A 21,460-nucleotide genomic window follows, 5' to 3' on the forward strand; every position below is an offset into this window, starting at 1 on the left:
CATCACTCGAATTAACGTTAGGTTGTTTTTATTGTTTTGATTACATGGCATAAGTGAACCCCAAGTAGTATTCACGGCCAAAGTATTGAATGGTGCCGGTTTTATTTTCGCTGCCGAAATAACTCTTTGTTGGTTCATCGGTTAAATTATTCACTTGGAACAATACGCCTAGACCGTCAGTCACTTGGTAAGACGCTTGGTAATCCAGTACTGTTTCACCGTCAAAGTTCACCACTTGTTCGTTAATCGCGACTTGTTCAGAAACAAAGTCATCACGGAAGCGACCACTTAAACGTGTTTCAAAGCCTTCGTAAGAATAAAACAAGGTTGCACTCACGACATTGTTGGATAAGCCAGGTAAATCTTGAGTCGCTGTATCACCACCTAAGTTGGTAATTGATTGCACTTCTGATTCTGTGTAGGAGTAACTTGCATTAAAGCCAAGTCCAGACCAACCTGCAGGTAATGACGCAAATACTTGGGTATAAGCAAGTTCAATACCGCGAATATAGCCACCTTCAGCATTGTTTACTGCAGTGGTATAGGTACCGTTAGTGGTTTCAATTAACTCCCCACTAACTTCATCTTCAATGAAATCAGGGACGTTGAAGCCATTGCCTTTAAAATCAAAATTTTCAATGGCGATAGTGTCGATGAATGAATCAATATCTTTGTAGAAAAGGGCTGCAACTACCGCACCTTCATCAAAGTAATATTCATAAGATAAATCGTATTGATTAGCATAAAACGGCATTAAGAAAGGGTTGTTAGTACTTGATCCATTAATTTCGCCATCATCAGATACTGATGCACTGATATCACCCGCAAGGCGGTTAATTGGCGGACGAGACATCACTTTAGCCGCTGCAAAACGCACTTGTGAGTCATCTGTCACTTTGAAATTTAAGTTAATTGATGGCAGGTAATCGGTGTAATCCACACCTTGCACCGTGGGCGCATAATAGTTGTTAACAATGCCAATTTCATCGGTAATATTTTGTGCACCTAATGTAGGTTCGCCTACAACATTTTGCAGCATAGTGGCAGATTGATCGGTATTCACCACTCGAACACCAAAGTTACCTGTAATCGGTAATCCGCCAATTTCAGTGTCAATGTTGGCCATTACGTAACCAGATAAGACTTCTTCGTAAACTTCACCACTTTGCAGCACTGACCATGAATAATTAGTCGTATAGCCTTGGCCAGTACCTTCAACTAAACCTGTTGCATTACCCCAAGTTTGAACGGGCTCAGGCGTACCATCAGGAAACCATGCATTAAGCGCTTTATCTAAATCAATGGCTAAGTATGATGGGAAATAAGAAAAGTCACCTTCCCAATCAACCACTGTCGTCATGTCGTCTGTGAGTTTTAAAGGCGGCTCAGAGTTAGAAAAGGCGCCATCATTACCGTATTCAAATACTGAACGATCATTAGAATAAGTTCTGTCTGAATAGCGTGCGCCAAATTCAACACTCGAGATAAAGTCATTATCTAACTCATAAGTAAAATCGACTCGATATGCTTTAACTTCATCTTCATTTTCAAACGGGTAGATCCCGTATTTACTGACCATCACTCGATCAATATCTGAAAAGGCATCAGCTTGATTAAAGCCAACATCTGGTAAATCTAAACCATTAAGTAAGTAACTCACTGAAACGTTTTCGTCAAAAATAGGTGTATCAGCATTGGCATCAACTGCCACGTTTGACCACAGTAAACCATTGCGGAAGTCACTTTTAGCTGCCGATAACGAAACATCAACATTAACATTTAAGCGTTCAGTGACTTGCCAGTCACCGTTAATACCAAAGCTATCAACTTCATCAAAATCTTGGTTATCATCATTAACAATTTCTACACGAGTATAGCTTTTCGAGGTGCGGTTAAAGGTGCCACCAATAACGGAGTTTCCGTCATAAGTAGGGTTAGATACACTGGCGTCACGTCCACCAAATTTTGTTCTAAACCCACGGGCAAATGACTCACTATCAAAGCGCGACATAAAGGCATCAGCCTTTAAAACAAAGTTATCAACTGGGGCCCATTCAATCGCGGCCATATAACCGTTACGAATTTCAACACCACCTAAATGTTGTAGCTCAAAACCTTCACTGATGTACTCATTGGCAGGGTTATCTTCTGGACCATTGGTATCGCCTTCAATGCCATCAACATCTTTCGAGTCATTGTAAGCAAGACCAATGAACTGAGTCGCCACACTCGGTTGTTCAAGACGGGCATACCCCACTGCAACGCCCAAAGTATCTTCTAAAAACTTACCTTGATATGAAAAGCTTAAACGGGAGCCAAAATCTTCAGCGCCATAAACCTCATCAGCGCGATCGTTGTACATGCCTCGAACGTTGGCGGTAAAGCTATGCTGTTTTTCTTTGCTTAATGGGCTGACGGTTGTGAGCTCAACCGTACCGGCTACACCGCCTTCTATCAGTGAAGCTTTTGGTGATTTATAAACTGCAGCTGAACTAATTAGCTCTGAAGGATATTGGTCAAATTCGATGCTACGAGAGCCACTAGTTGATACTTGCTCACGACCATTCAAGGTGGAAAAAACAAAGCCGCCAGACATACCACGAATATTAATCTCAGCGGCTTGACCACCAGTTCGCACCGCTGAAATACCAGGGAGACGTGTTAATGCATCTGCCATCGAAACATCAGGCAGCGCCCCTAAATCATCTGCAGAAAGTTGTTCTGAAACGGTATCCCCATAGCGTTTAGAGTTAAGTGAATCAATTAAACTACGGCTATAACCCGTCACATTGATCCGCTCAATACCTGTGTCATCTTCCGCTTCTTCACTATTGTTTTCAGCTAACACATTCGTAGGCGCTGTAGCTTCAGTTGCGTTAACTTCTACCTCAGCGGATGATGACTGGACTGTTTCAGCTTTTATCTCTTCGGCCGCAAATGCCTGACTCGGAGTTAGTATAAAACTAACTCCAGCAGCCGCTAGCGCTAGCGATAAAACACTAGGTTTACAATTGAACATTGAGTTTCCCCTCACCTTACTGACTTTATAGTCACCCAACATTCAGTTATACGACTCAGACTAATGGAATATCAGGCATTATTATTTTTCTATACTAGTCATGGATAAGTATTAGCCTCAATTTATTGCATACGTATTCATAACATTTAGTTAACAATCCACTATCAGCAAATTATGCTAAGCAAATGAATTAGTGTGTAAAAAACGGACAACTGAAAATGCAAAGGTTTTTTTACGTCTAGGCTAGTCGTTAAATATCTAAGCTTTAGTAGATTTCATCCGTCACTTAGGTAAAATGCTTGTTCAGCTAAAAATGTATAGATATCAGCTTTCAAAGTAATTGAGTAAAACTCAAATAAAGCTTACCTAAACATTTGAAATTGTTAATAAAGGATTTTTGATGGGTTTTAAATTAACAGTAAAATGGCAAGCCGATCACTTCGAGCATGCTGCGCCAGAGTTTAACCGAGATCACCAGATTGAGTTTGGTACTGGCCAAGTGATTAATGCTTCTTCAGCTCCAGAGTACAAAGGGAACGAAGTTAAGGTAAATCCTGAAGAGAGTTTGTTAGCAGCTTTATCGTCTTGTCATATGTTAACTTTTTTAGCCATTGCGCATTTAAAGCGTCTTACTGTGGAAACCTATACTGATAACGCAAAAGCGGAATTAGGTAAAAATGATTCAGGTAAAATTTCTGTCACTAAAATGAGTTTAAACCCACAAGTGACATTCGCAGGTGGTGTTGAAGTCAGCCCAGAAATACTGCAAAAAATTCACGATAAAGCCCATGCAAATTGCTTTATTGCCAATAGTATTAATTCTGAAGTAGAAATAAATCTATAACGAATTAAGTCATTGATTTAAATTTAAAAGTCCACTTTCAATGAGTGGCCTTTTTATTTTTTTGCGCTGACTCAACCATGTTAATTGTGCTCAAACTTGCCTTGGCAAAATCTCATGATAGGTTCTTTTACTCGCTCAATTCTGCGAACATTTTACGATATTCATTTTTGATCATAGCCCACATAATCAAGCCAAATAGCAAACCTGCTACAGGGTAAATCAATAGTGCTTGGGTGAATGAATTAATCAATTGAGTATTGAGGAGGAAATGATCGATGAGGGAGATAACAAATGCGGTGGAAATCCCCCAGCCTAACACTCCGTGAAGTAGGATAAATCGCCACTTACCACCAGCAATTAAGCTCTCTAACTTTATTTGTTTTGAATAGCTAAACTCGCTCATACCCATCCTTAGGAACTGAATTAGTCACTGACTTAACATCAAATTATCTGATCAAAAGTATCAGTCATTTGGCTTACCTGCCGTTAATAGAGATTAAACTACATAATAAATAAGTCACTGTCGAATGCTTTTTCGACAGTGGCTTATTACTAAGCTAAACATCAGTAGCTCAATATCAGTAATGAGATTTTAGTCAGTGTTATTCAAGTAATATATCTGCAGCAGCGCCACTAGCTGGGATAGGTTTAGCCTTCAGAGGTAAAATGGGTGTCTGAACCATTTCATTCTTAAGGTAGTTGATTGCCTCATTAAGCTGAGCATCAACACCATTAAAAGTAGCATGAGGTAAATTATCCACTTCGATATCAGGTGTTACCCCAAACCCTTCAACTATCCAGCGGCCATCCATTGCGTACTGCGGATATTCAGCAACCCTTGCCATCCCGTTATCTGTTAAACGGTTACGCCCAGATAACCAAACCCCTGCTCCAGCGGTTTGCTTGCCAATAATAGGGGCGATACCAAGTGCTTTGATACCGGCCGAAAAGGTCTCGCCATCTGAGTAAGTCATTTGATCTGCTAATACCACTAAATGACCTCTAAAGGTTTGTTGCATGTTGGTATTAGCTGAGCCATGAGTAGGTTGCCAGAACGCCCAAGCGCGGCGGAGTAATTTTTCGATAATCCAACTATCAATGTTACCACCTCGATTTCGGCGAACATCAATGATTAAACCGTCTTTGTCGTAATTGGTATAAAATTCACGAGCAAAACTTTCGATATCACCTGAGCCCATGGCATATAAATGCAAGTACCCCATCTTGCCATCACTGGCTTTAGCCACTTTGTTGGCGTTATTGTTTACCCAATCTAAATATCGCAACTTAGCATCTGTGCCGTTTTCGTGAGGTACAACAATCGTTTTATGGCTGTTTTTACCTCGTTTAAGCTCAAGCAAAACCTGTTTTTTGGCTTGGTTTCTTAAGCTTTGGGTCACTTCAGCAATATTGTTAACTGGCTTACCATTAATGGCTAAAATAATATCGCCTTGCTTAGCATCCACTTCAATGCGCGCAAGTGGCGAGGCTTGACTTGGAAGTTCAGGATCATTCTGATAAATATGACTTATCTCAATACCCTTCGATGTTTGGCTTAACTTAGCTCCTAGACTCGCTCCAACAACGGTATCATTCTTATCAATATCACCGCCTCGAACCTGAGAGTGCAATGAGTCCAATTCACCCATCATTTGTTTGAAAATATCATTTAACTCATTTCTATCAGTCAATCTTTCGAGTAAAGGTTGATACTTTTTCTTAATTTCAGCCCAGTCTTTACCACGCATATTTTTGTCATAAAACGAGTCTCTATGCATTAACCAAGCATCTTCAAAAATTTGCTGCCACTCTTGCATGGGTGAAATAGATAACTGCCACTGCTCTGTATCAACTTTGGTATTTTTAAGCTCTGCAGGCATTTTGTCCCCTGCTGCAACAATGTGTAATTCACTTGGATTTGATTGCTTTGTCACTAACAGTTTTTCACCATCAGCAGACACTTTATAATTAGCAATATCAGCGCCAAACTCGCTCAGTTCAGGTGATAGATGATCGAATTTAACCAATTTCAAACTGGTTTTATCCCCGTGGGTATCTAGCAGGTAAAACTTATCTTTTAGCACAGTTAATTGATCATAATTACCTGGCGCTATTGGCACTTGCCATAAGCGCTGGTTTATCCCTTGCCAATCGACTCTGATCTTTTTAGTACTCATATCCGCATCATCAGCAACTTCTGCCAATTTTGCAGCATTAAGCTCTGTAGGTTTTACAAATGGGAATAGCGCTTTTTCATTTAATGCGATGGCAAAAACTTGGGTACGTTTATCAAATATCGGCCCCATATTTCTATCCCCCCAAGGTGAGCCTGGTGTGGCATCAAAGTGGCGGTTTGATAGGAAGTATAACCATTGGCCATCAGGGCTAAAGCTTGGAGAATAAGACTCGTACTTGTCACTAGTCAAAGCTTTAGATTTTTCTTCTGACAAAGAATACAACACGATTTGTGGGCGTTGCTTGCCTATTTCAGCTTTCGTTACTGCAATCAGTTGGCTGTTAGCGGACCAAACAATATTAGGGTATTCACCTAGGCCTTCACCATTGGTGATAATTTTGTTGTTTTTGCCTTTTTTTAAATCTAGCAACCAAACGTTACCGTCATAATCGTCATGGGCGATGTATCGCCCATCAGGTGACAGATGTAAACTGGTGCGTAAGCTACTACCATTCTTAGTTAATTGCTTCGCCCCTTTAGTACCATCAGCAGGGTATTGCCATATTTCCTGCTGGCCTGAAGCATCACTAATACCATAAACCCACTTACCATCCACGCTTAAAATGCCATCTCTAATGCGAGACTCTGCAGGACTTTGGATTTGTACTAAGCGCCTGCCATCATGGCTTGCTACAACAACATGGCTTCTTGCGGTAATGACAGCTTTATCGCCAGATGCTGCAAACTCAACTGATGTGGCATATTCCATCGGATCGTTAATCCAGTGGTCGCGTCGATGAGGAAAGTCAGAGGTGAGACTGATATTCAGTATTGATGAATTTGCGTCATCAATATCAAACATTTTTAAGTCAGCTCCATGCTGGAATATAACGCGGCCTTGGTTCAGTGTCGCATCGCGAACTTGCCACTCTTTAAATTGAGTGTGTTGCTTAATATCACTGCCATTAAGGGCCATTGACCAAATATTGTCATTACCCGATTGGTCACTGACAAAGTAGACTCTATCTTGCCAAAGCATAGGTTGTCTTACCGAGCCTTGATGTTCTGTGGTGAGCTTTTGCGCTTCATTGTCACTACCCAGTTCAAAACGCCAAATCTCACCTAATGCGCCGCCGCGATAAACCTTGGCGTTATCGCCACTGGCTTGTAAACCAAATTGAGTGAAGTATACATATTTACCTTGCTCGTCAATCGTCCCTTCAATTGTATCCGCTAAGGGTAAGTCTGTCAGTGTTAATGAAGTCGGGTTAACCGTTTTAAGTACCCAGTAATTTGCAGGTCCATGAGCATTGTCAGTGGCATAGAGCACTTCACCAGATGCAGTCCATCCTTGTAAGCGAACTCGACTATTTTCAAAACTGACTCGCTTTGCAACGCCACCAGCTATAGGCATTACATAAACTTCTGTCGCGCCGTCATAGTTAGCGCTATAGGCTACCCATTTGCCATCTTTGGAAATCGCCGCATCCATCTCTTCAGCTGCTTGGGTGGTAATACGTTTAGCATTTGTTTGATTTAACTGGCTTGTCCATAAGTCACCTTCAGCTGTAAACACCACAGTTTGATCATGTAGTGCTGGAGCGCGGTAATAACCTTGGTTTTCGATGTTCGCGAGAGCTGAAGTGCTGCACAAGCCTAATGCCAATAGACAAGCGGTAACGGAGTGACGAAGTTTCATAACCAGAAAAGTCCTTGTAAATATTATTATTTTCAAGGACTCAAACTAGCAAATAAATGCTAACTTAGCAGCATCAAATAGGCCATATCACCCATTTAAATTATAAGAAATTGTAACGAAGTTAAGCCGCCTCTCTCAGTTACCGCGCCTAAGTTATATCACTGAGAGGTTAATTGCTGTTTTAATTCAGTAAACTGTTTATGTTGTGGGTGCTCAGGGTTCACAATGTCTGGGAACCGCTGTTCAATGGTTAGCATGTAGCGCTCGGCTTGAGCGAAATTCTGAGTATTCACTAACTCAGTTAGTTTTATCATCGCCTTGTCTAGGGAATCATGTTGCATGGTCGGGGCTGTCATCGACTGCAATCCTTTTCCTGAAAACTCTTCTATCACCTGCATTTCTGCGTTTTGACGAGAACCATTTTCAACAGCGCCATTTTGAAGAGTGTCACTTTGAAGAGTCCCACTTTGAATAGTAGCAGTGTTACCTTCGGTGCTTATCTGTTGCTGTGGAATTTGCATATCAAAAGATTGTACATTTCCTCTAGGTGCAACTTGCTTTATAGATGGGCTGTTACTGACTTCGGTTTTTTGTACGCCATTAACTGCATTGTCACTACTAACTGCATCGCCGCTATTTACACTGGCATGACTTTGACTAATTTCCGCCTGTTGGGGTTGTGGCGCTGCGCTGCGCATCATTGCAGGTGCTGGGGTATCTGATATTACTGGGATGCTGTCATCAAGATCTGTCACTGCATGTTGTTTGAATTCAGGGTTTAGCAGCATGACTGACGCTATCAGTATTACCGAAGCTGCACTTGATAAGGGTAAGCGATGCTTTTTCCAAAAGCTCACTTTTACAACATTATTCCTTGCTGCCTCAGTGGCGTTTGATTGAGTTGAGGCTGAACGAGTTGCAGATTGAACCGCTTTTGCCTGCAATAATATTGCCGCATCAATTGCAGCAGAAGGTCTTTCAAGGTCTTGCTGTTTATACAAAGCACAGATGTCTTCTTGTAATGCCGCAAACGCTTCATCAGAAATGGCATTATTGGTTGTATCTGCTTGAGGTTTATCTTTATTACTCATGAGTTCCCCTCTTGCCATTTTAATGCAACACATTGTTTAATGCTTTGGTAGGCATAACGAATACGACTTTTAGTGGCCTCTAGTGTCACATCAGCAATATCGCTAATTGCTGCTGCGGTTAAGCCTAATTCTATATTGAGTAAAAAAGCTTCTTTTTGCACCGCAGGTAAATTGGCTATGCATGATTTTAGTAATTTGGCTTTTTGCACGTCTTCAAGTTGTTCGTCTGGGCGACTATGAGCTTGTTCATTATTGGTATTGGCGTCAAAATTATCCATACCGTCATCCCCCAACTCTTCGACTTTATCGAGAGGTTTAACCGACCTAACATGGTCTATTAGAAGATTATGGGCAATTCGATATAACCAAGTGGTAAATTTGGCGGTCACTTGATAATTGCCAGCCGCATTTATCACTTTCCCCCAGGTGTCTTGATACAAATCTTCAGCGAGTGAATTATTACTAAGTTGACGCACAAAGTAGCGATACAGCGGGCCTTTATGCTTGCTGTATAATTGCTCAAAAGCCGCCGTATCACCTTGCTGATAATTCAACATTAGTTGCTCATCTGACATGCTATTCGCAGTCGCCACATCATTAATTGGATCTAAGTCTGCCACTCAGTCTACCTTGGGTTACGTACTCGTTTATGTACCACTTTCATTACATTAAACCAGTTTGCCCAGAGCAGAAGTTATTGTCTACTAAATATGTTTACTAACAGGCGGAGGCTTAGGCAATGAAATAGGCTCGACTGGCAAAATGAGTTGTTGTTTTCCCTCAAGAAGTTCTCCAATACGCTTTGATTTGATTGGCTGCGGCATTGGATAAGGCTCCCGTTGATGAGGAGGTTGCGGCTTTTTAATTGACTGTTGATATTCAGAACTTAAGGCTATGACGGCAACAGATTCTGCCAACTCAATAAACTGAGCGCGTTTGTCATTAAGCTCACCTTTAGTCGCCTCTTTGGCAATTTGAATCAATTTTTGATAATCAAAATCATGTACATAATTACTTCGATTAATTAACTGTCCTAAGCCCGCCACCGCTGCGGCAAATCTAAAGTCATCAGTCGTTTGCTCAAAAAACTTTTGCAGCTGATTAATATCAATCGGAATTTGATTAATAAAGCGCTGACCAGAAGTAGAGCGCGCATCAGATATTGATAACTCAGCATGTTCTGTGGCACTAAAGCGCTGGGTGATTGATGGGTTTTCTGCCTGACTATGCGCATCAATTTCATTTAATCTAAGCTCATACAAAGCTAAATACTGACGGGCGTTACTTACTGTCACTTGTCTATCATGTACTGAAGTTTTATGCGGTTTCTCAAAACCAACTAAACGATATTCAGACACTAATCTTGGATTAAATTTCATCGTAGCCTGTAGCCAATTAAATCCAAGTACCGCCTTATCACTAGCATCCTGAGTTAAGGCGATATTGACTAGTAGCAGGTGAGTACCTTGGTTATAAGGAGATGGAGCAAGCTCTGTCGCAACAGCATAATTGTTTGATACTTCATCAATATTTTCAAACTTATAATCAAAGGTATTTAATAATTGGTGGCTACTAATACTATTTCGCGAGGGCAAAGTATTTTGGGCTACGGTCTGTTGCAATAACTGATAATCAGCAGAGCTTGTTGCTAAGTTAAACTGTGACAAAGGGGTTTCACCCGTCACCATATTGCCGCCATGTCCATTAATGGCAATCTGACCTTGATAATAACCCGGTTTAACTGGAGGATAAGGAGGTTTCTTCGGTAATGCTATCGGATCGGGACTTATTGCTTGCACACGTTCAGCACCCTCAGTAGCAGCAGCGGTTTGAGGTACACGTTGGCTTTGTTCAAAGGAGTCCATGTCTGCAGCGTTAACAGATGTGCAAGTCCCAATAGCTAAAGTAAATAACCCTAGATAAAATTGATGTTGAATTCCATATTTAGTTTGCTTTGTCATGTTCAGCCTCATTACCAAATCGTTGATTGATATCAACCTTATTAGTAATAACGTAAACAAAATCAAAAAGGGTTATTTTTTATCAATTATTTTTGTCGCAGAAATCTAACCATTAAAATGAAAGCTTCTATTTCATCTATGTTTAAACCTCATTTATTATTCAAGCTCATCGATTTTTAAACCTCACCTATTGTTAAGCCTCATCTATTGTTAAGCCTCACCTAAGGTTAAACAATATTTCCAGTTGAGGAATTAAAATGGCCTTTTCAGCTTCACCAAAAAAATCATCATGCATCCTGATAAATGCCTCTTGAAAACTTTGCTGGCTCATCACCCTGTCGATCTCAGCAATGATTTCATCACCCTTTTCTCCTTTCGAGCAGGCAATGTAACCATAAATAGCTTGATCAACATGACGAATGGGAATGGATACATAATCAAGGGACTTATCGTTATCTCTTAAGTAAGCGTCTACAACCTCACTATATTCGATTATTCCAAGCACTCTTTCAGCTTTCAACATGTCCACTAATCTGTTCGATGAACTCATGCCACCGCGAACATAAAACTCATGGGGGTTTCTATTAATTTTCTGGTCAATGTAATCGCCATAAGAACGATCTTTAACCACGCCAATTTGGCCTTGGGTATTTGGGGGTAATTTTGCAAAATCGAGTTGATTGGCAAAAACCTGTTGGTTTTTAGCCAGTGCTATTAAGCGCAGGGGTGGATATATAGTGATGGGATAACGAGAAAAGCTAGCCACCTCTAATCGTTCCGGGGTCTTAATTTTATTAAACATACAGCTATTTTGCTGTTTACTTAATTCTAACCAGCCTCGGGTCATACTCACTTGTTGCTGTTCAAATGTCAGTTGGTTATCGCTAAATTCAGTGAGCAGTGAAATTACCTCCATTTCCTCAGTCCCAGAAATAGACACGATGCTCTCATCAACTTCAGCCAGCATCACTCCATGAACACTTGCAATAGCAGGCTGATTTATAACAATAAAAATACATAAAACGTAAAAAACTAGTCCCTTAGTCTTTAACCTTTGGAATGACATAGATTGCCTCCGAGTTTAAAGCCTATGTGACTAACATTAGAGGAGAGTTTTAGCATTCGCAATCAGAAACTAAGTTTCAGCCGCAGAAAACACTGAAAAGCAGCCAAAATAAAGCCAACATGATATTATCTAGCCCCTTTTTTATAGCGGGCTTTCAGTCAGTTATAAACCCTGTGCCCTACACAGGGGAAAAGTAAAAATAACCTAATAATATAAGTGTGTTAAGGAGTTATCATGCAAGCCCTTGTTGCCGTAGTAATGGGATCTAAGAGTGATTGGCCGACCATGGAAGCCGCCGCAGAAATTATGGATAAGCTTCAGGTGCCATATCATGTTGAAGTTGTCTCAGCTCATCGCACTCCTGACAAACTAATGGATTTTGCTAGCACTGCTGCAGATAAAGGCTATAAAGTCATTATTGGTGGTGCCGGTGGTGCAGCGCATCTCCCTGGTATGATCGCCTCAAAAACACGTTTACCAGTGCTAGGTGTCCCAGTTCAAAGCAAAGCGCTATCTGGAATGGACAGCCTACTTTCAATCGTGCAAATGCCTAAAGGTATTGCTGTCGGTACTTTAGCTATCGGCACTGCTGGTGCATTCAACGCAGGCTTATTGGCGAGCCAAATTTTGGCAGTGACTGATGCCGAACTTGCAGCTCGTTTAGATGCATTCCGTGAAGATCAAACTAACACTATCCTTGATAACCCAGATCCGAGGGAAGCTTAATGGCTCAGCAAGCTCCTAAACAGCATAATGTCTGGGTATTAGGTAATGGCCAATTAGGCGCAATGCTTTCTCATGCAGGCCACCCCTTAGCGATTAATGTTCGCCCAGTTGATATCATGACCCCGTCTGATGAGCGCCTACCGCTTGAAGACACTGATGTCATTACTGCAGAACGTGAACAATGGCCTGAATCAAACCTGAGCTTACAATTAAGCGAACATCCGCATTTTATTAATGGTCCAGTGTTTGGCCGTTTAGCGGATCGTTATACTCAAAAGAGCTTATTAGATGAGTTATCAGTGCCAACGTCTCCTTGGGAGTTAGTTGATGACAAGACTCAAACTGATGCTTTACACCAACAATACGGTGATCGAGTATTATTAAAACGTCGCACTGGCGGCTATGATGGCAAAGGTCAGCATTGGCTTAAGCAAGCAGAAGCGACTGAAATTCCTGCTGATTGGCGCAATGAAGCGATTGCAGAGCAAGCAATCAACTTCGATGAAGAAGTGTCGATTGTTGGCGTGAGAACGCAATCAGGCGAATGTGTTTTCTACCCTCTTACGCTTAATTTGCATCAAGACGGTATTTTAATGGCTTCAATTGCGCCATTAAGCCGTTTAGATCACCTCCAGCCTCAAGCTGAAGCTATGCTAACTATCATTATGGATGAGCTTGAATATGTGGGTGTGATGGCAATGGAATGCTTCAGAGTGGGTAATGATTTACTCGTTAATGAACTTGCACCGCGAGTACATAACTCTGGCCATTGGACTCAGTCTGGGTGTCATATTAACCAGTTTGAATTACACCTACGCGCTCTGTGTGGATTACCTATTCACAAGCCGCAGGTTAACTTTCAATGTGTAATGGTTAATTTAATCGGCGTGGATAAAGATGACCGCTGGTTAAGTCTGCCTAACGCTGAGTTATTCTGGTACAACAAAGAAGTTCGTGTTGGCCGAAAAGTCGGTCATTTAAACCTTTCAGCTCACAGCAAAACAATGGTTGATGACAGTATCAGCCAACTGCAACAATGGATGCCAGAGCAATACCAAGCACCATTAGCGTGGATTTTAGAAGAGTTTAAAGCGTAATTCCTTTAGACAATTCAAATTTTAAAGGCGCCATTGGCGCCTTTTTTATTTATCTATGATTATTCTATGCCTCTAAATATTGAACGATACCCACATCAAATTTAGCTTTATAAGCTTGAACATCTTTCATATTTTGAAAGTTTAGCGACCGTTAAATACACACTCTGGTAAGTTCTTGCTCAAGGTTTTCAGAGCTGGCTTTTTGCTGCTGTGCTCTATCTGAAATCGCCTTAAGGTTTATCTGCACTTCATGGCTTAAACGAGAGATTTCGATTGCACGAGTATTGATACTGCCAGTTGAAGTCTGTTGCCCTTGAATACTGTATGTCATGTTACCCGCAACACTATCAAGCTGTTGGAACGCGATACCAATATCAGAAAATGCCTGAGTGACGCGCTGACATTGCATTAAGCTTTCTTGCGTTACGCGCTGGCTCTCTCCAATCGCATTCACCGCATTACCCGCTTTAGCTTGAAGCTCTAATACAATTGATTGAATCTCAATCGTTGATTCTTGAGTTCGATGAGCAAGCGCTCGCACTTCATCAGCGACTACGGCAAAGCCACGGCCTTGTTCACCCGCTCTTGCGGCTTCAATCGCGGCATTTAGAGCAAGTAAGTTGGTTTGCTCTGCAATGCTTTTAATCACTTCAAGTACATTTCCAATTTTCTGACTATCGCTGTTCAGCAGGTCTAAATCCGACACCATGCTTTCAATACCATTTGCGAATGTCGTCATCGAGGTTTGATTATTTTGCGCGTCATTAGTGCCTAACGCTAGTAACTCTTTAACATCCACTGAAGTCGACTTAAGCTCATCGGCATTATTTGACAGCTCATCGGCCGTTCGTAAAATTTCAGTAAGCGATGCGGTTATTTGTTCATTTTCATCAGTACTTTTATTCACTGATGCTTCAGCTGCGCCCATTTGAGATGCCAGTTCGTAAGATCCGGTTCTGACATCATTTGCATCCTTTCGAATGTTATCAATAACGGACTTTAAGTCTTCGATAAAGTCACTCAGGTTATTAGTGATAAGCGCAATTTGGTCATCTCCCTTATCCTTAAGGGGCTTATCTGGCGCTGTATCGGTACTGATCACCAAACTTAAATAATGGCTTAACTTGCTCAATCTTTGTTGTATTTGCTGCTGATATATATAAACACCTAGGACAAATTGGCCGATACCTAAGCACACGAGTACACTGATGACTTGAAATTTTGATATTTGTTGTGGAAGAGCTAGCGTGACAACAATCGCCAGCAGCACTAATGAAAGTAACGGAAAAAGAAGTTTTGTCCGCAATTTATTATCATTATGGTTTTGCATATAGAGTTCCGAAACGTATTTATTATATGAACTTAATCGTTCTTATTATTTGGTATACAGATATACCTTCAGATTAATTATTCACTCAGAGGTGTAGTTAACACAATAGCTACATTTGTTATCGGACGTTCGGCCTGAAAGTTTAGCCTTTTCTAGTTAGGCGATTATATTTTTGACATAAAAAAGCTCCGTTTATCCGGAGCTTAATTTTTAGATATTTTATACATTCTTAACAGAGGCTTACTCTAACCAAAGAATAAGCGCCATAACCATGAAGAATCTAAATCTTCTTTACAGGTTCGATATTGGGCTGCATATGTTTTAGAGCGGGCATCAACACGATTGGCTACCGGTCCTAGCCAAGCTTTGGCTTTATAACTGCCGCGCTTATAGCCGCCCCACCCTTCGTGGTAATTTAAATACTGATTCTTAGCATCCCATTTTGATATGCCGTTAATCTTATGGGTTTTGTAAATAAACCAGCCCATAAAGTCCATCGCGTCATCAAAATTACTGCGACTTGACCAAGAATTACCAGTTTCACGAACATAGTCATCCCATGTCATGGTTTTAGCTTGAGCATAGCCATAAGCGTCACTTGCACGACCCGTTGGGATAAACCCTAAAAAGTACTGCATTGGTGGCGCTGCGTTATGTTTGAACGAGCTTTCTTGATACATCATTGCAAGTGGAACATGCACGGGTACGCCCCATTTATCACGCGTATTTACCGCCGCTTTATACCAAGAACGGTTTTCTTGGAAAATCGAACAAAGGTTATCAGGTTCTTTTGGAGGTGGTGTAGCGCAACCAGTCAGTTGCAGAAGAATAACTGCGCTAAATACACGGAAAAACCACTTCATAAAAACCCTTATAAACAAATTAAATCAACTGAATGCGCACTCAAAACTTGGCTAGATTTTCACATCATTAAGGTACAGATGCAATCGAGATTAACAGAAAAATAGCCATTGAGCTTATTCGTTTATAAGGCGGCATCATCGATTCGATAAATGACTTCTATTGACATAGTTTTATGATAAAAATAAAACAAAAGATGTATAAATAATGAGGAAAGAAATGAAAAGGTAATGAGGTAAGAATTGAGCAAAAAACAAAACAATAGGCTTACAGCCTTGGTTATTCCATTGGGTTAGCAAAAGCACATTCATACGACTCTTGCTGCCACACTATGGGCTGCCAATAATCAGTATTGAGACCACTATAGACTTTATCGAGCTTGAACTCAGCTGCTAAGTGATAACGTTGCTCACGCTCGACTTCAACCGATATTGTTTTGGTCTGCCTAGCCGCTAGTTTGACTTTAAGCTCAGGCGCTTCAATTAACTCTGCGACAGTAAACTCATGAATACCGGCGGATAACTTATAATAAGGGCGGGAAATAACCGCTTTACCATCAAGATGAGTGACCACAACGCGATATAAGCTTTCTGCTGCCGGTGGCGTAATATAACTCGCCACAGAACCGCAGAGTAGTTCATCTTCATTTGAAGTTGCGCAGCCTTGTAACAAGGCTACGGATACCGCGAGTAGTGCTATTTTTTTCATTAATTAACAGCTGCTACAGGTTCAGCTAAGTCAGCAAAATAATCAGCTAAGAACTCATCAAACCCAACGGTTACTTGCGCTTCAACATCGTGTTGTTGCTGGATAGATTGCTCTGCTTCTGTTTCATACTCTTTGATGGCAGCATCAGACAATGGGTAATGAGTTAAATATTGATGATATTGCTGTGATAACTGTTTAACCCACGCGCCGTGATCAATACCTTGATTAACCACATCTTCAAGCACTCGACCTGACAAGGTCTTATTTGAGTCGTTAATCGCAGCATGCCACTCAGTTAATGCATCTTGATATTGGCTGCTTTCACCATCAAGTAATTTTGCAATTCTGCTCATCGGCTCAAAAATATCATTCAGCCATTCGCTCATAGCAATTTGTTGACCATTGCGACTTAACTCAAGTCCAGGCTTACGCCCTTCAAGTACAACAGCTTTAAGGTTTGCCGCAATTTCAACTTCAGCTGCTGCATCTGTTTTCTCTGACGAAAGCAGTAGACAATACAGCAAGAATAAGTCGAGGAATTTCACCTGACTAGCATCAATGCCGATAGGGCTATATGGATTAACATCAAGTGCACGCACTTCGATATATTCAACCCCAGCTCTTGCCAATGCTTCTGACGGTTTCTCACCTGATTTAGCGACACGCTTAGCACGAATAGGCGAGTAAAATTCATTCTCAATTTGCAGTACATTGCTATTTAGTTGACGGTATTCACCATCCACTTTAACGCCGATTTTAGCAAAGCTTGCCGAAGGCATTCTAATTGCCTCGCCAACACCCGCTAAGTACTCAGGGAGAGAGTTATAGCTGATATTAAGCTGCTCTTGTTCTTTATTGGTGTAACCCAAATCGCTCATGCGCAATGAAGTAGCATAAGGCAAGTACAAGGTGCCTTTACCGGTTTTCTTAAAGTCGAAACCAACAGACTGACCTTTAACGAACGAGCTACACAATGCAGGGGACGAACCAAAGAAATATGGCAGAACCCAAACAAGGCGTCGATAATTTCGGATCATGCCAAAGTAAGATTCAGAGATAAAATCCTGTCGAGATAGACTTTTATCGCTGTTTTCGTACAAGCTATCCCACAGTTTTTCTGAAACTGAAAAATTGAAATGCACCCCTGCAATAATTTGCATTAATGGGCCATATCTGTGGGTTAACCCTTGACGGTACAAGGTTTTCATTTTGCCGTTATTTGAGCTGCCATAACGTGCAATTGGAATATCTTTTTCATCACCAACATAACAAGGCATGCTGACCGGCCATAGCGACTGACCATTCATGTTCTTTACACTATAGGCGTGAGTTTGAGTCAGGCCTTCTAATAGCGTATCAATATTGGTATTTACTGGAGTAATAAACTCGAGCAGTGATTCACTGTAGTCTGTGGTAATACGAGAATGGGTTAACGCAGAACCTAGCTTCTCTGGGTGGCCATCTTTTGCTAATTGACCAGAGTCATCGATTCGTAATGCTTCACGTTCAATACCGCGTAACATGCCGAGTAAAGATTCACGGCCTTCACCGTTAGAAAGGAGCTCGATTATTTCATTGAATGAATTCAATTTGCTGTTCTCTTATTGTTGCTCGTATTAGTCGCTTGCATAGGCGACATTCAAACTGCTAGACCTGATATTAAACGACATTATTTCCCCAATTGCATAAATAAATACAATTGATGAGCAAATTTACATTTCATCACTTAACAAGCGCACTTTATAAAGAGCAGTTAATTAAGGGTCATTTATTACAGGCCAAATAAATAAAAAACGGTAACATTTTTATTGTCACCGTTATAGTAATTGTATCAGACCCTATATAGGCTTTATAGGGTCGATAACTTCAAAAGCAATGGCTAGGCTTATTTAATCTCTTTAATAGGATAGCCTAATGCTTCAAGTTTAGGATAAATCGCTTTCTTATCTCCAACAATCACCATGATCATTTCAGATAATTTGAGTTGCTCTGCGGCTAATTTATTCAGCTCTGCAGCGGTGATGTTTTCGACAATTTCCGCTTGTTGCTCAGTAAAGTCATCAGCAAGTTGATATCGCTGAATAATCCGCATAAAGCCTGCTTTTTGATAAGGCGTTTCATAATCTAACGCTTTACCCTGAGAAATTGAGCTGCGCATAAAGGCGAGTTCTTTTTCAGTCATGCCATCTTTTTGGAAACGGTTTATTTCATTAATAAACTCGGTTACTGACTCTGCTGTGACATCGCTTCTCACGCTTGCTGAAGCTTCAAAACGACCAACTAAGTCATTACCGCTAAACCCTGTACGAGCGCCATAGGTATAACCTTTGTCCTCACGTAGATTTAAATTAATGCGGCTATTAAATGCCCCACCTAAAGGGTAATTCATTAAGAATGATTTGAAGTAATCACCCGTGGCATCATAAGGCAAAGCACGCTTACCAATTTTAATCACTGACTGAGCAGCATCTGCTTTATCGATAACATATATAGTACCACCTTCAAGATCTGGCAATGGCGGTAACGTCATAGAATCATTCGCTTCACCCTGCCAGTTTTCAAACACGGCTAATGACGGCATGATTTCTTTCTGACTCAAATCTGACACCACGACCATTTGAGCGTTACCCGCTTTGTATTGAAGCTTATAGAACTGCTTAACATCATCGAGTGTCAACGCCGATACCGTTTCAAGTGTCCCACCAGCATTAGCACTTAAATGGCTGTCGTCACCAAACAGTAAGCTTGAAAAACTACGACTCGCTAAGTAATTAGGATCAGACTCTTGATGCTGTAGGCCTTGAATTTCTTGTTGCTTCAAACGTTCAAAGTCAGCTTCAACAAAACCCGGGGTAAATAGCTTTTCTTGCAAAATCGCTAATGTCGGCGTTAAGTTTTCCGTTAAGCTCGAGACTTGAATGTAGCTTTGGGTCGCTGAGGCGCCAAATGAAATACTGCTGCCTAACATTTCAAGCGCACCCGCTAACTCTTCCGTTGTGCGTTTTTCACTTGATTCATTCAGCATCGATGCCGTAATTGATGCTAGGCCAGCTTTGTCCATATCAGGTAGTCGATTACCACCTTCAAGATAAATCAGTAACTCAACAGTTGGGGTTTCATGGCTTTCTGTGCCCATGATTTCAATATCGTTTTTTAATTCAGCAGTCCACAGTTGAGGCACTTTTAATACCGGTGCTTCACCCACTTTTGGCATCACTGAGCGATCAAAGCTTGAGGTGATTTGACGAACATTTTCAGTACCTGTTACTGCACTTTCAGCAATAGGTAACATCGTTGGAGTGAAGTTATCAGCCTTGGCGATTAACTGTTTTGCCCCTTCTGGTACCACACTCATTACCACCATAGGTTTATCTTTGATGTAAGTGTTGAAAACGCGCATCACATCTTCTTTAGTGACACTGGCATATCGCTCAAGATCGCGGGCTATCATATTCGGGTCGTCAAAGAAGGTCTGGTTATAAGCTAATGTGGAAACTTTACCTTTTACACTTTGCATACCGTAAATGGTGTCAGATTCAAATTGTACTTTTACTTTCTGTAAATCGTCATCTGTTACGCCACGCTGTTCAAATTCAGCAATCGAGTCATTGATCTTTTGCTCAAGGTCAGCAAGGTTAGCGCCACTGGCAGGGTTAGCTAATGCATATAAGGTTAACCGACAAGATAGCTCTTGGCACGGATGTCCCACAGAAGCTTGCACAGCAAAGCCATCTTTCACTAAGTTTTTATAAAGTAATGAGGTTTTACCGCCACCTAAAATATTGGCCAGTAAATCTAATGCGGCTTCATCTTGATGACGAGCATATACGGTTGGAAAACCCATATAGATGAGCGGTAAATGTACCTTGTCTTCCATTGAGATATAACGCGACTTATCTAAACTCACTGGCGTTTTAGGAGCAGCATTCACTTCAGGGCCACGCTCTAGCTCGCCAAAGTACTTGTTCACCATGGCAAGAGTGGTGACTTCATCAAAATCACCACCAATCGTTAATGTGGCATTATTAGGGCCATACCAACGTTTAAAGAAGTTTCTAACATCATCAACAGTGGCGCGTTCTAAGTCTTCAGGCCAACCAATAACAGGCCAAGAATACGGATGCCCCGCTGGGAACATTGCTTGGTTAAAGCGTTCATTCAAGCGGCCATAAGGTTGATTATCAATACGCTGAGCACGTTCATTTTTAACAGTCTCACGCTGTACTTCGAATTTTTCACTGGTCAATGCAGGAAGTAAGAATCCCATGCGGTCTGACTCTAACCACAACATTTTTTCTAACTGATTGCTTGGCACTGTTTCGAAATAGTTGGTGCGATCAGTATTGGTTGTGCCGTTGAGTGTTCCACCCGCTTCGGTGATCACTTTAAAGTGCTGCTCGTCACCGACATTTTGTGAACCTTGGAACATCATGTGTTCAAATAAGTGAGCAAAACCACTGCGACCAGCCACTTCACGTGCTGATCCCACATGATAAGTCACATCGACATGGACTAATGGATCTGAGCTATCTTGATGTAAAATGACGGTTAAGCCATTCTCAAGTTGGTATTTTTTATAAGGGATGCCAATCGCATCTGATACTTGAACGGTTTCAAGTAAGGTCACACCTTCTGGTAATGCTGAAGGCGTTGTTGCTTCATGGGCGCAACCACTAATGGCGATCGATATTGCTGCTGCCAAGATCCATTTTTTCACTTTATTCTCCTTGAATAAAAGGTCAATGAGGTTTGCTATATTCATGTCTGACAACACGAAAGGCATAGGGTTTCAAATTAAACTTCCCTATTAATTCAATAGCCTAAAAAATCTTCATTGGACATTGTGCTATATAACAATTGTGTTATATAACATTTACGCATT

15 protein-coding genes are annotated in these 21,460 nt (G+C 41.1%); 3 read left to right on the forward strand and 12 right to left on the reverse strand.

The window, feature by feature from the left end:
* Positions 1–40: 40 nt before the first annotated feature.
* A complete protein-coding gene (locus L2735_RS12430) occupies positions 41–3,019 on the reverse strand; it encodes a TonB-dependent receptor (RefSeq protein WP_248985019.1) in 2,979 nt (992 codons plus the stop codon).
* A gap of 400 nt (positions 3,020–3,419) precedes the next feature.
* On the opposite strand from L2735_RS12430, the gene L2735_RS12435 reads away from it, so the two are divergent.
* Entirely contained in the window at positions 3,420–3,863 is a 444-nt protein-coding gene (locus L2735_RS12435; protein WP_248985020.1) for an OsmC family protein, read from the forward strand.
* Between the two features lie 127 nt (positions 3,864–3,990).
* On the opposite strand, the gene L2735_RS12440 is transcribed toward L2735_RS12435, so the two are convergent.
* The 6 genes from L2735_RS12440 to L2735_RS12465 all read right to left on the reverse strand — a co-directional run bounded on the left by L2735_RS12440 (position 3,991) and on the right by L2735_RS12465 (position 11,856).
* A complete protein-coding gene (locus tag L2735_RS12440) occupies positions 3,991–4,266 on the reverse strand; it encodes a hypothetical protein (protein ID WP_248985021.1) in 276 nt (91 codons plus the stop codon).
* A 199-nt stretch (positions 4,267–4,465) separates the two neighbouring features.
* Positions 4,466–7,738, reverse strand: a complete 3,273-nt coding sequence (locus tag L2735_RS12445) for a S41 family peptidase (protein WP_248985022.1) — start codon at positions 7,736–7,738, stop codon at positions 4,466–4,468.
* Positions 7,739–7,896: 158 nt separating this feature from the next.
* Positions 7,897–8,829 (reverse strand): hypothetical protein, encoded by a 933-nt coding sequence (locus tag L2735_RS12450; protein WP_248985023.1) that lies wholly within the window; start codon positions 8,827–8,829, stop codon positions 7,897–7,899.
* Positions 8,826–9,404, reverse strand: coding sequence for a sigma-70 family RNA polymerase sigma factor (locus L2735_RS12455; RefSeq protein ID WP_248985085.1), 579 nt, complete (start codon positions 9,402–9,404; stop codon positions 8,826–8,828). The genes L2735_RS12450 and L2735_RS12455 overlap by 4 nt, the downstream gene beginning before the upstream one ends.
* Before the next feature lie 129 nt (positions 9,405–9,533).
* Positions 9,534–10,790, reverse strand: coding sequence for a YfbK domain-containing protein (locus L2735_RS12460; RefSeq protein WP_248985024.1), 1,257 nt, complete (start codon positions 10,788–10,790; stop codon positions 9,534–9,536).
* A gap of 217 nt (positions 10,791–11,007) precedes the next feature.
* Positions 11,008–11,856, reverse strand: a complete 849-nt coding sequence (locus L2735_RS12465) for a hypothetical protein (RefSeq protein ID WP_248985025.1) — start codon at positions 11,854–11,856, stop codon at positions 11,008–11,010.
* 234 nt (positions 11,857–12,090) lie between these two features.
* Here L2735_RS12465 and purE point away from each other — a divergent pair, with 234 nt between their 5' ends.
* Together purE and purK are read left to right on the forward strand one after the other, a co-directional pair.
* On the forward strand, positions 12,091–12,582 hold the full coding sequence (gene purE, locus L2735_RS12470; RefSeq protein ID WP_102526501.1) for a 5-(carboxyamino)imidazole ribonucleotide mutase: 492 nt from the start codon (positions 12,091–12,093) through the stop codon (positions 12,580–12,582).
* A complete protein-coding gene (purK, locus tag L2735_RS12475; RefSeq protein ID WP_248985026.1) occupies positions 12,582–13,679 on the forward strand; it encodes a 5-(carboxyamino)imidazole ribonucleotide synthase in 1,098 nt (365 codons plus the stop codon). Before purE ends, purK begins: the two co-directional genes overlap by 1 nt.
* A gap of 151 nt (positions 13,680–13,830) precedes the next feature.
* Here purK and L2735_RS12480 read toward each other — a convergent pair whose 3' ends face one another.
* The 5 genes from L2735_RS12480 to L2735_RS12500 all read right to left on the reverse strand — a co-directional run bounded on the left by L2735_RS12480 (position 13,831) and on the right by L2735_RS12500 (position 21,295).
* On the reverse strand, positions 13,831–15,009 hold the full coding sequence (locus L2735_RS12480) for a methyl-accepting chemotaxis protein (protein ID WP_248985027.1): 1,179 nt from the start codon (positions 15,007–15,009) through the stop codon (positions 13,831–13,833).
* Between the two features lie 245 nt (positions 15,010–15,254).
* Complete coding sequence (locus L2735_RS12485; RefSeq protein WP_248985028.1) at positions 15,255–15,872, reverse strand: transglycosylase SLT domain-containing protein; 618 nt, start codon at positions 15,870–15,872, stop codon at positions 15,255–15,257.
* Positions 15,873–16,149: 277 nt separating this feature from the next.
* On the reverse strand, positions 16,150–16,578 hold the full coding sequence (locus tag L2735_RS12490) for a hypothetical protein (protein ID WP_248985029.1): 429 nt from the start codon (positions 16,576–16,578) through the stop codon (positions 16,150–16,152).
* Positions 16,578–18,167, reverse strand: coding sequence for a glutamate--cysteine ligase (gene gshA, locus L2735_RS12495; protein WP_248985030.1), 1,590 nt, complete (start codon positions 18,165–18,167; stop codon positions 16,578–16,580). The genes L2735_RS12490 and gshA overlap by 1 nt, the downstream gene beginning before the upstream one ends.
* A gap of 296 nt (positions 18,168–18,463) precedes the next feature.
* Entirely contained in the window at positions 18,464–21,295 is a 2,832-nt protein-coding gene (locus L2735_RS12500; RefSeq protein ID WP_248985031.1) for a M16 family metallopeptidase, read from the reverse strand.
* Positions 21,296–21,460: the final 165 nt, after the last annotated feature.

The organism is Shewanella olleyana (genome assembly GCF_023283825.1).
In the GTDB taxonomy this organism is placed as follows: Bacteria; Pseudomonadota; Gammaproteobacteria; order Enterobacterales; family Shewanellaceae; genus Shewanella; species Shewanella olleyana.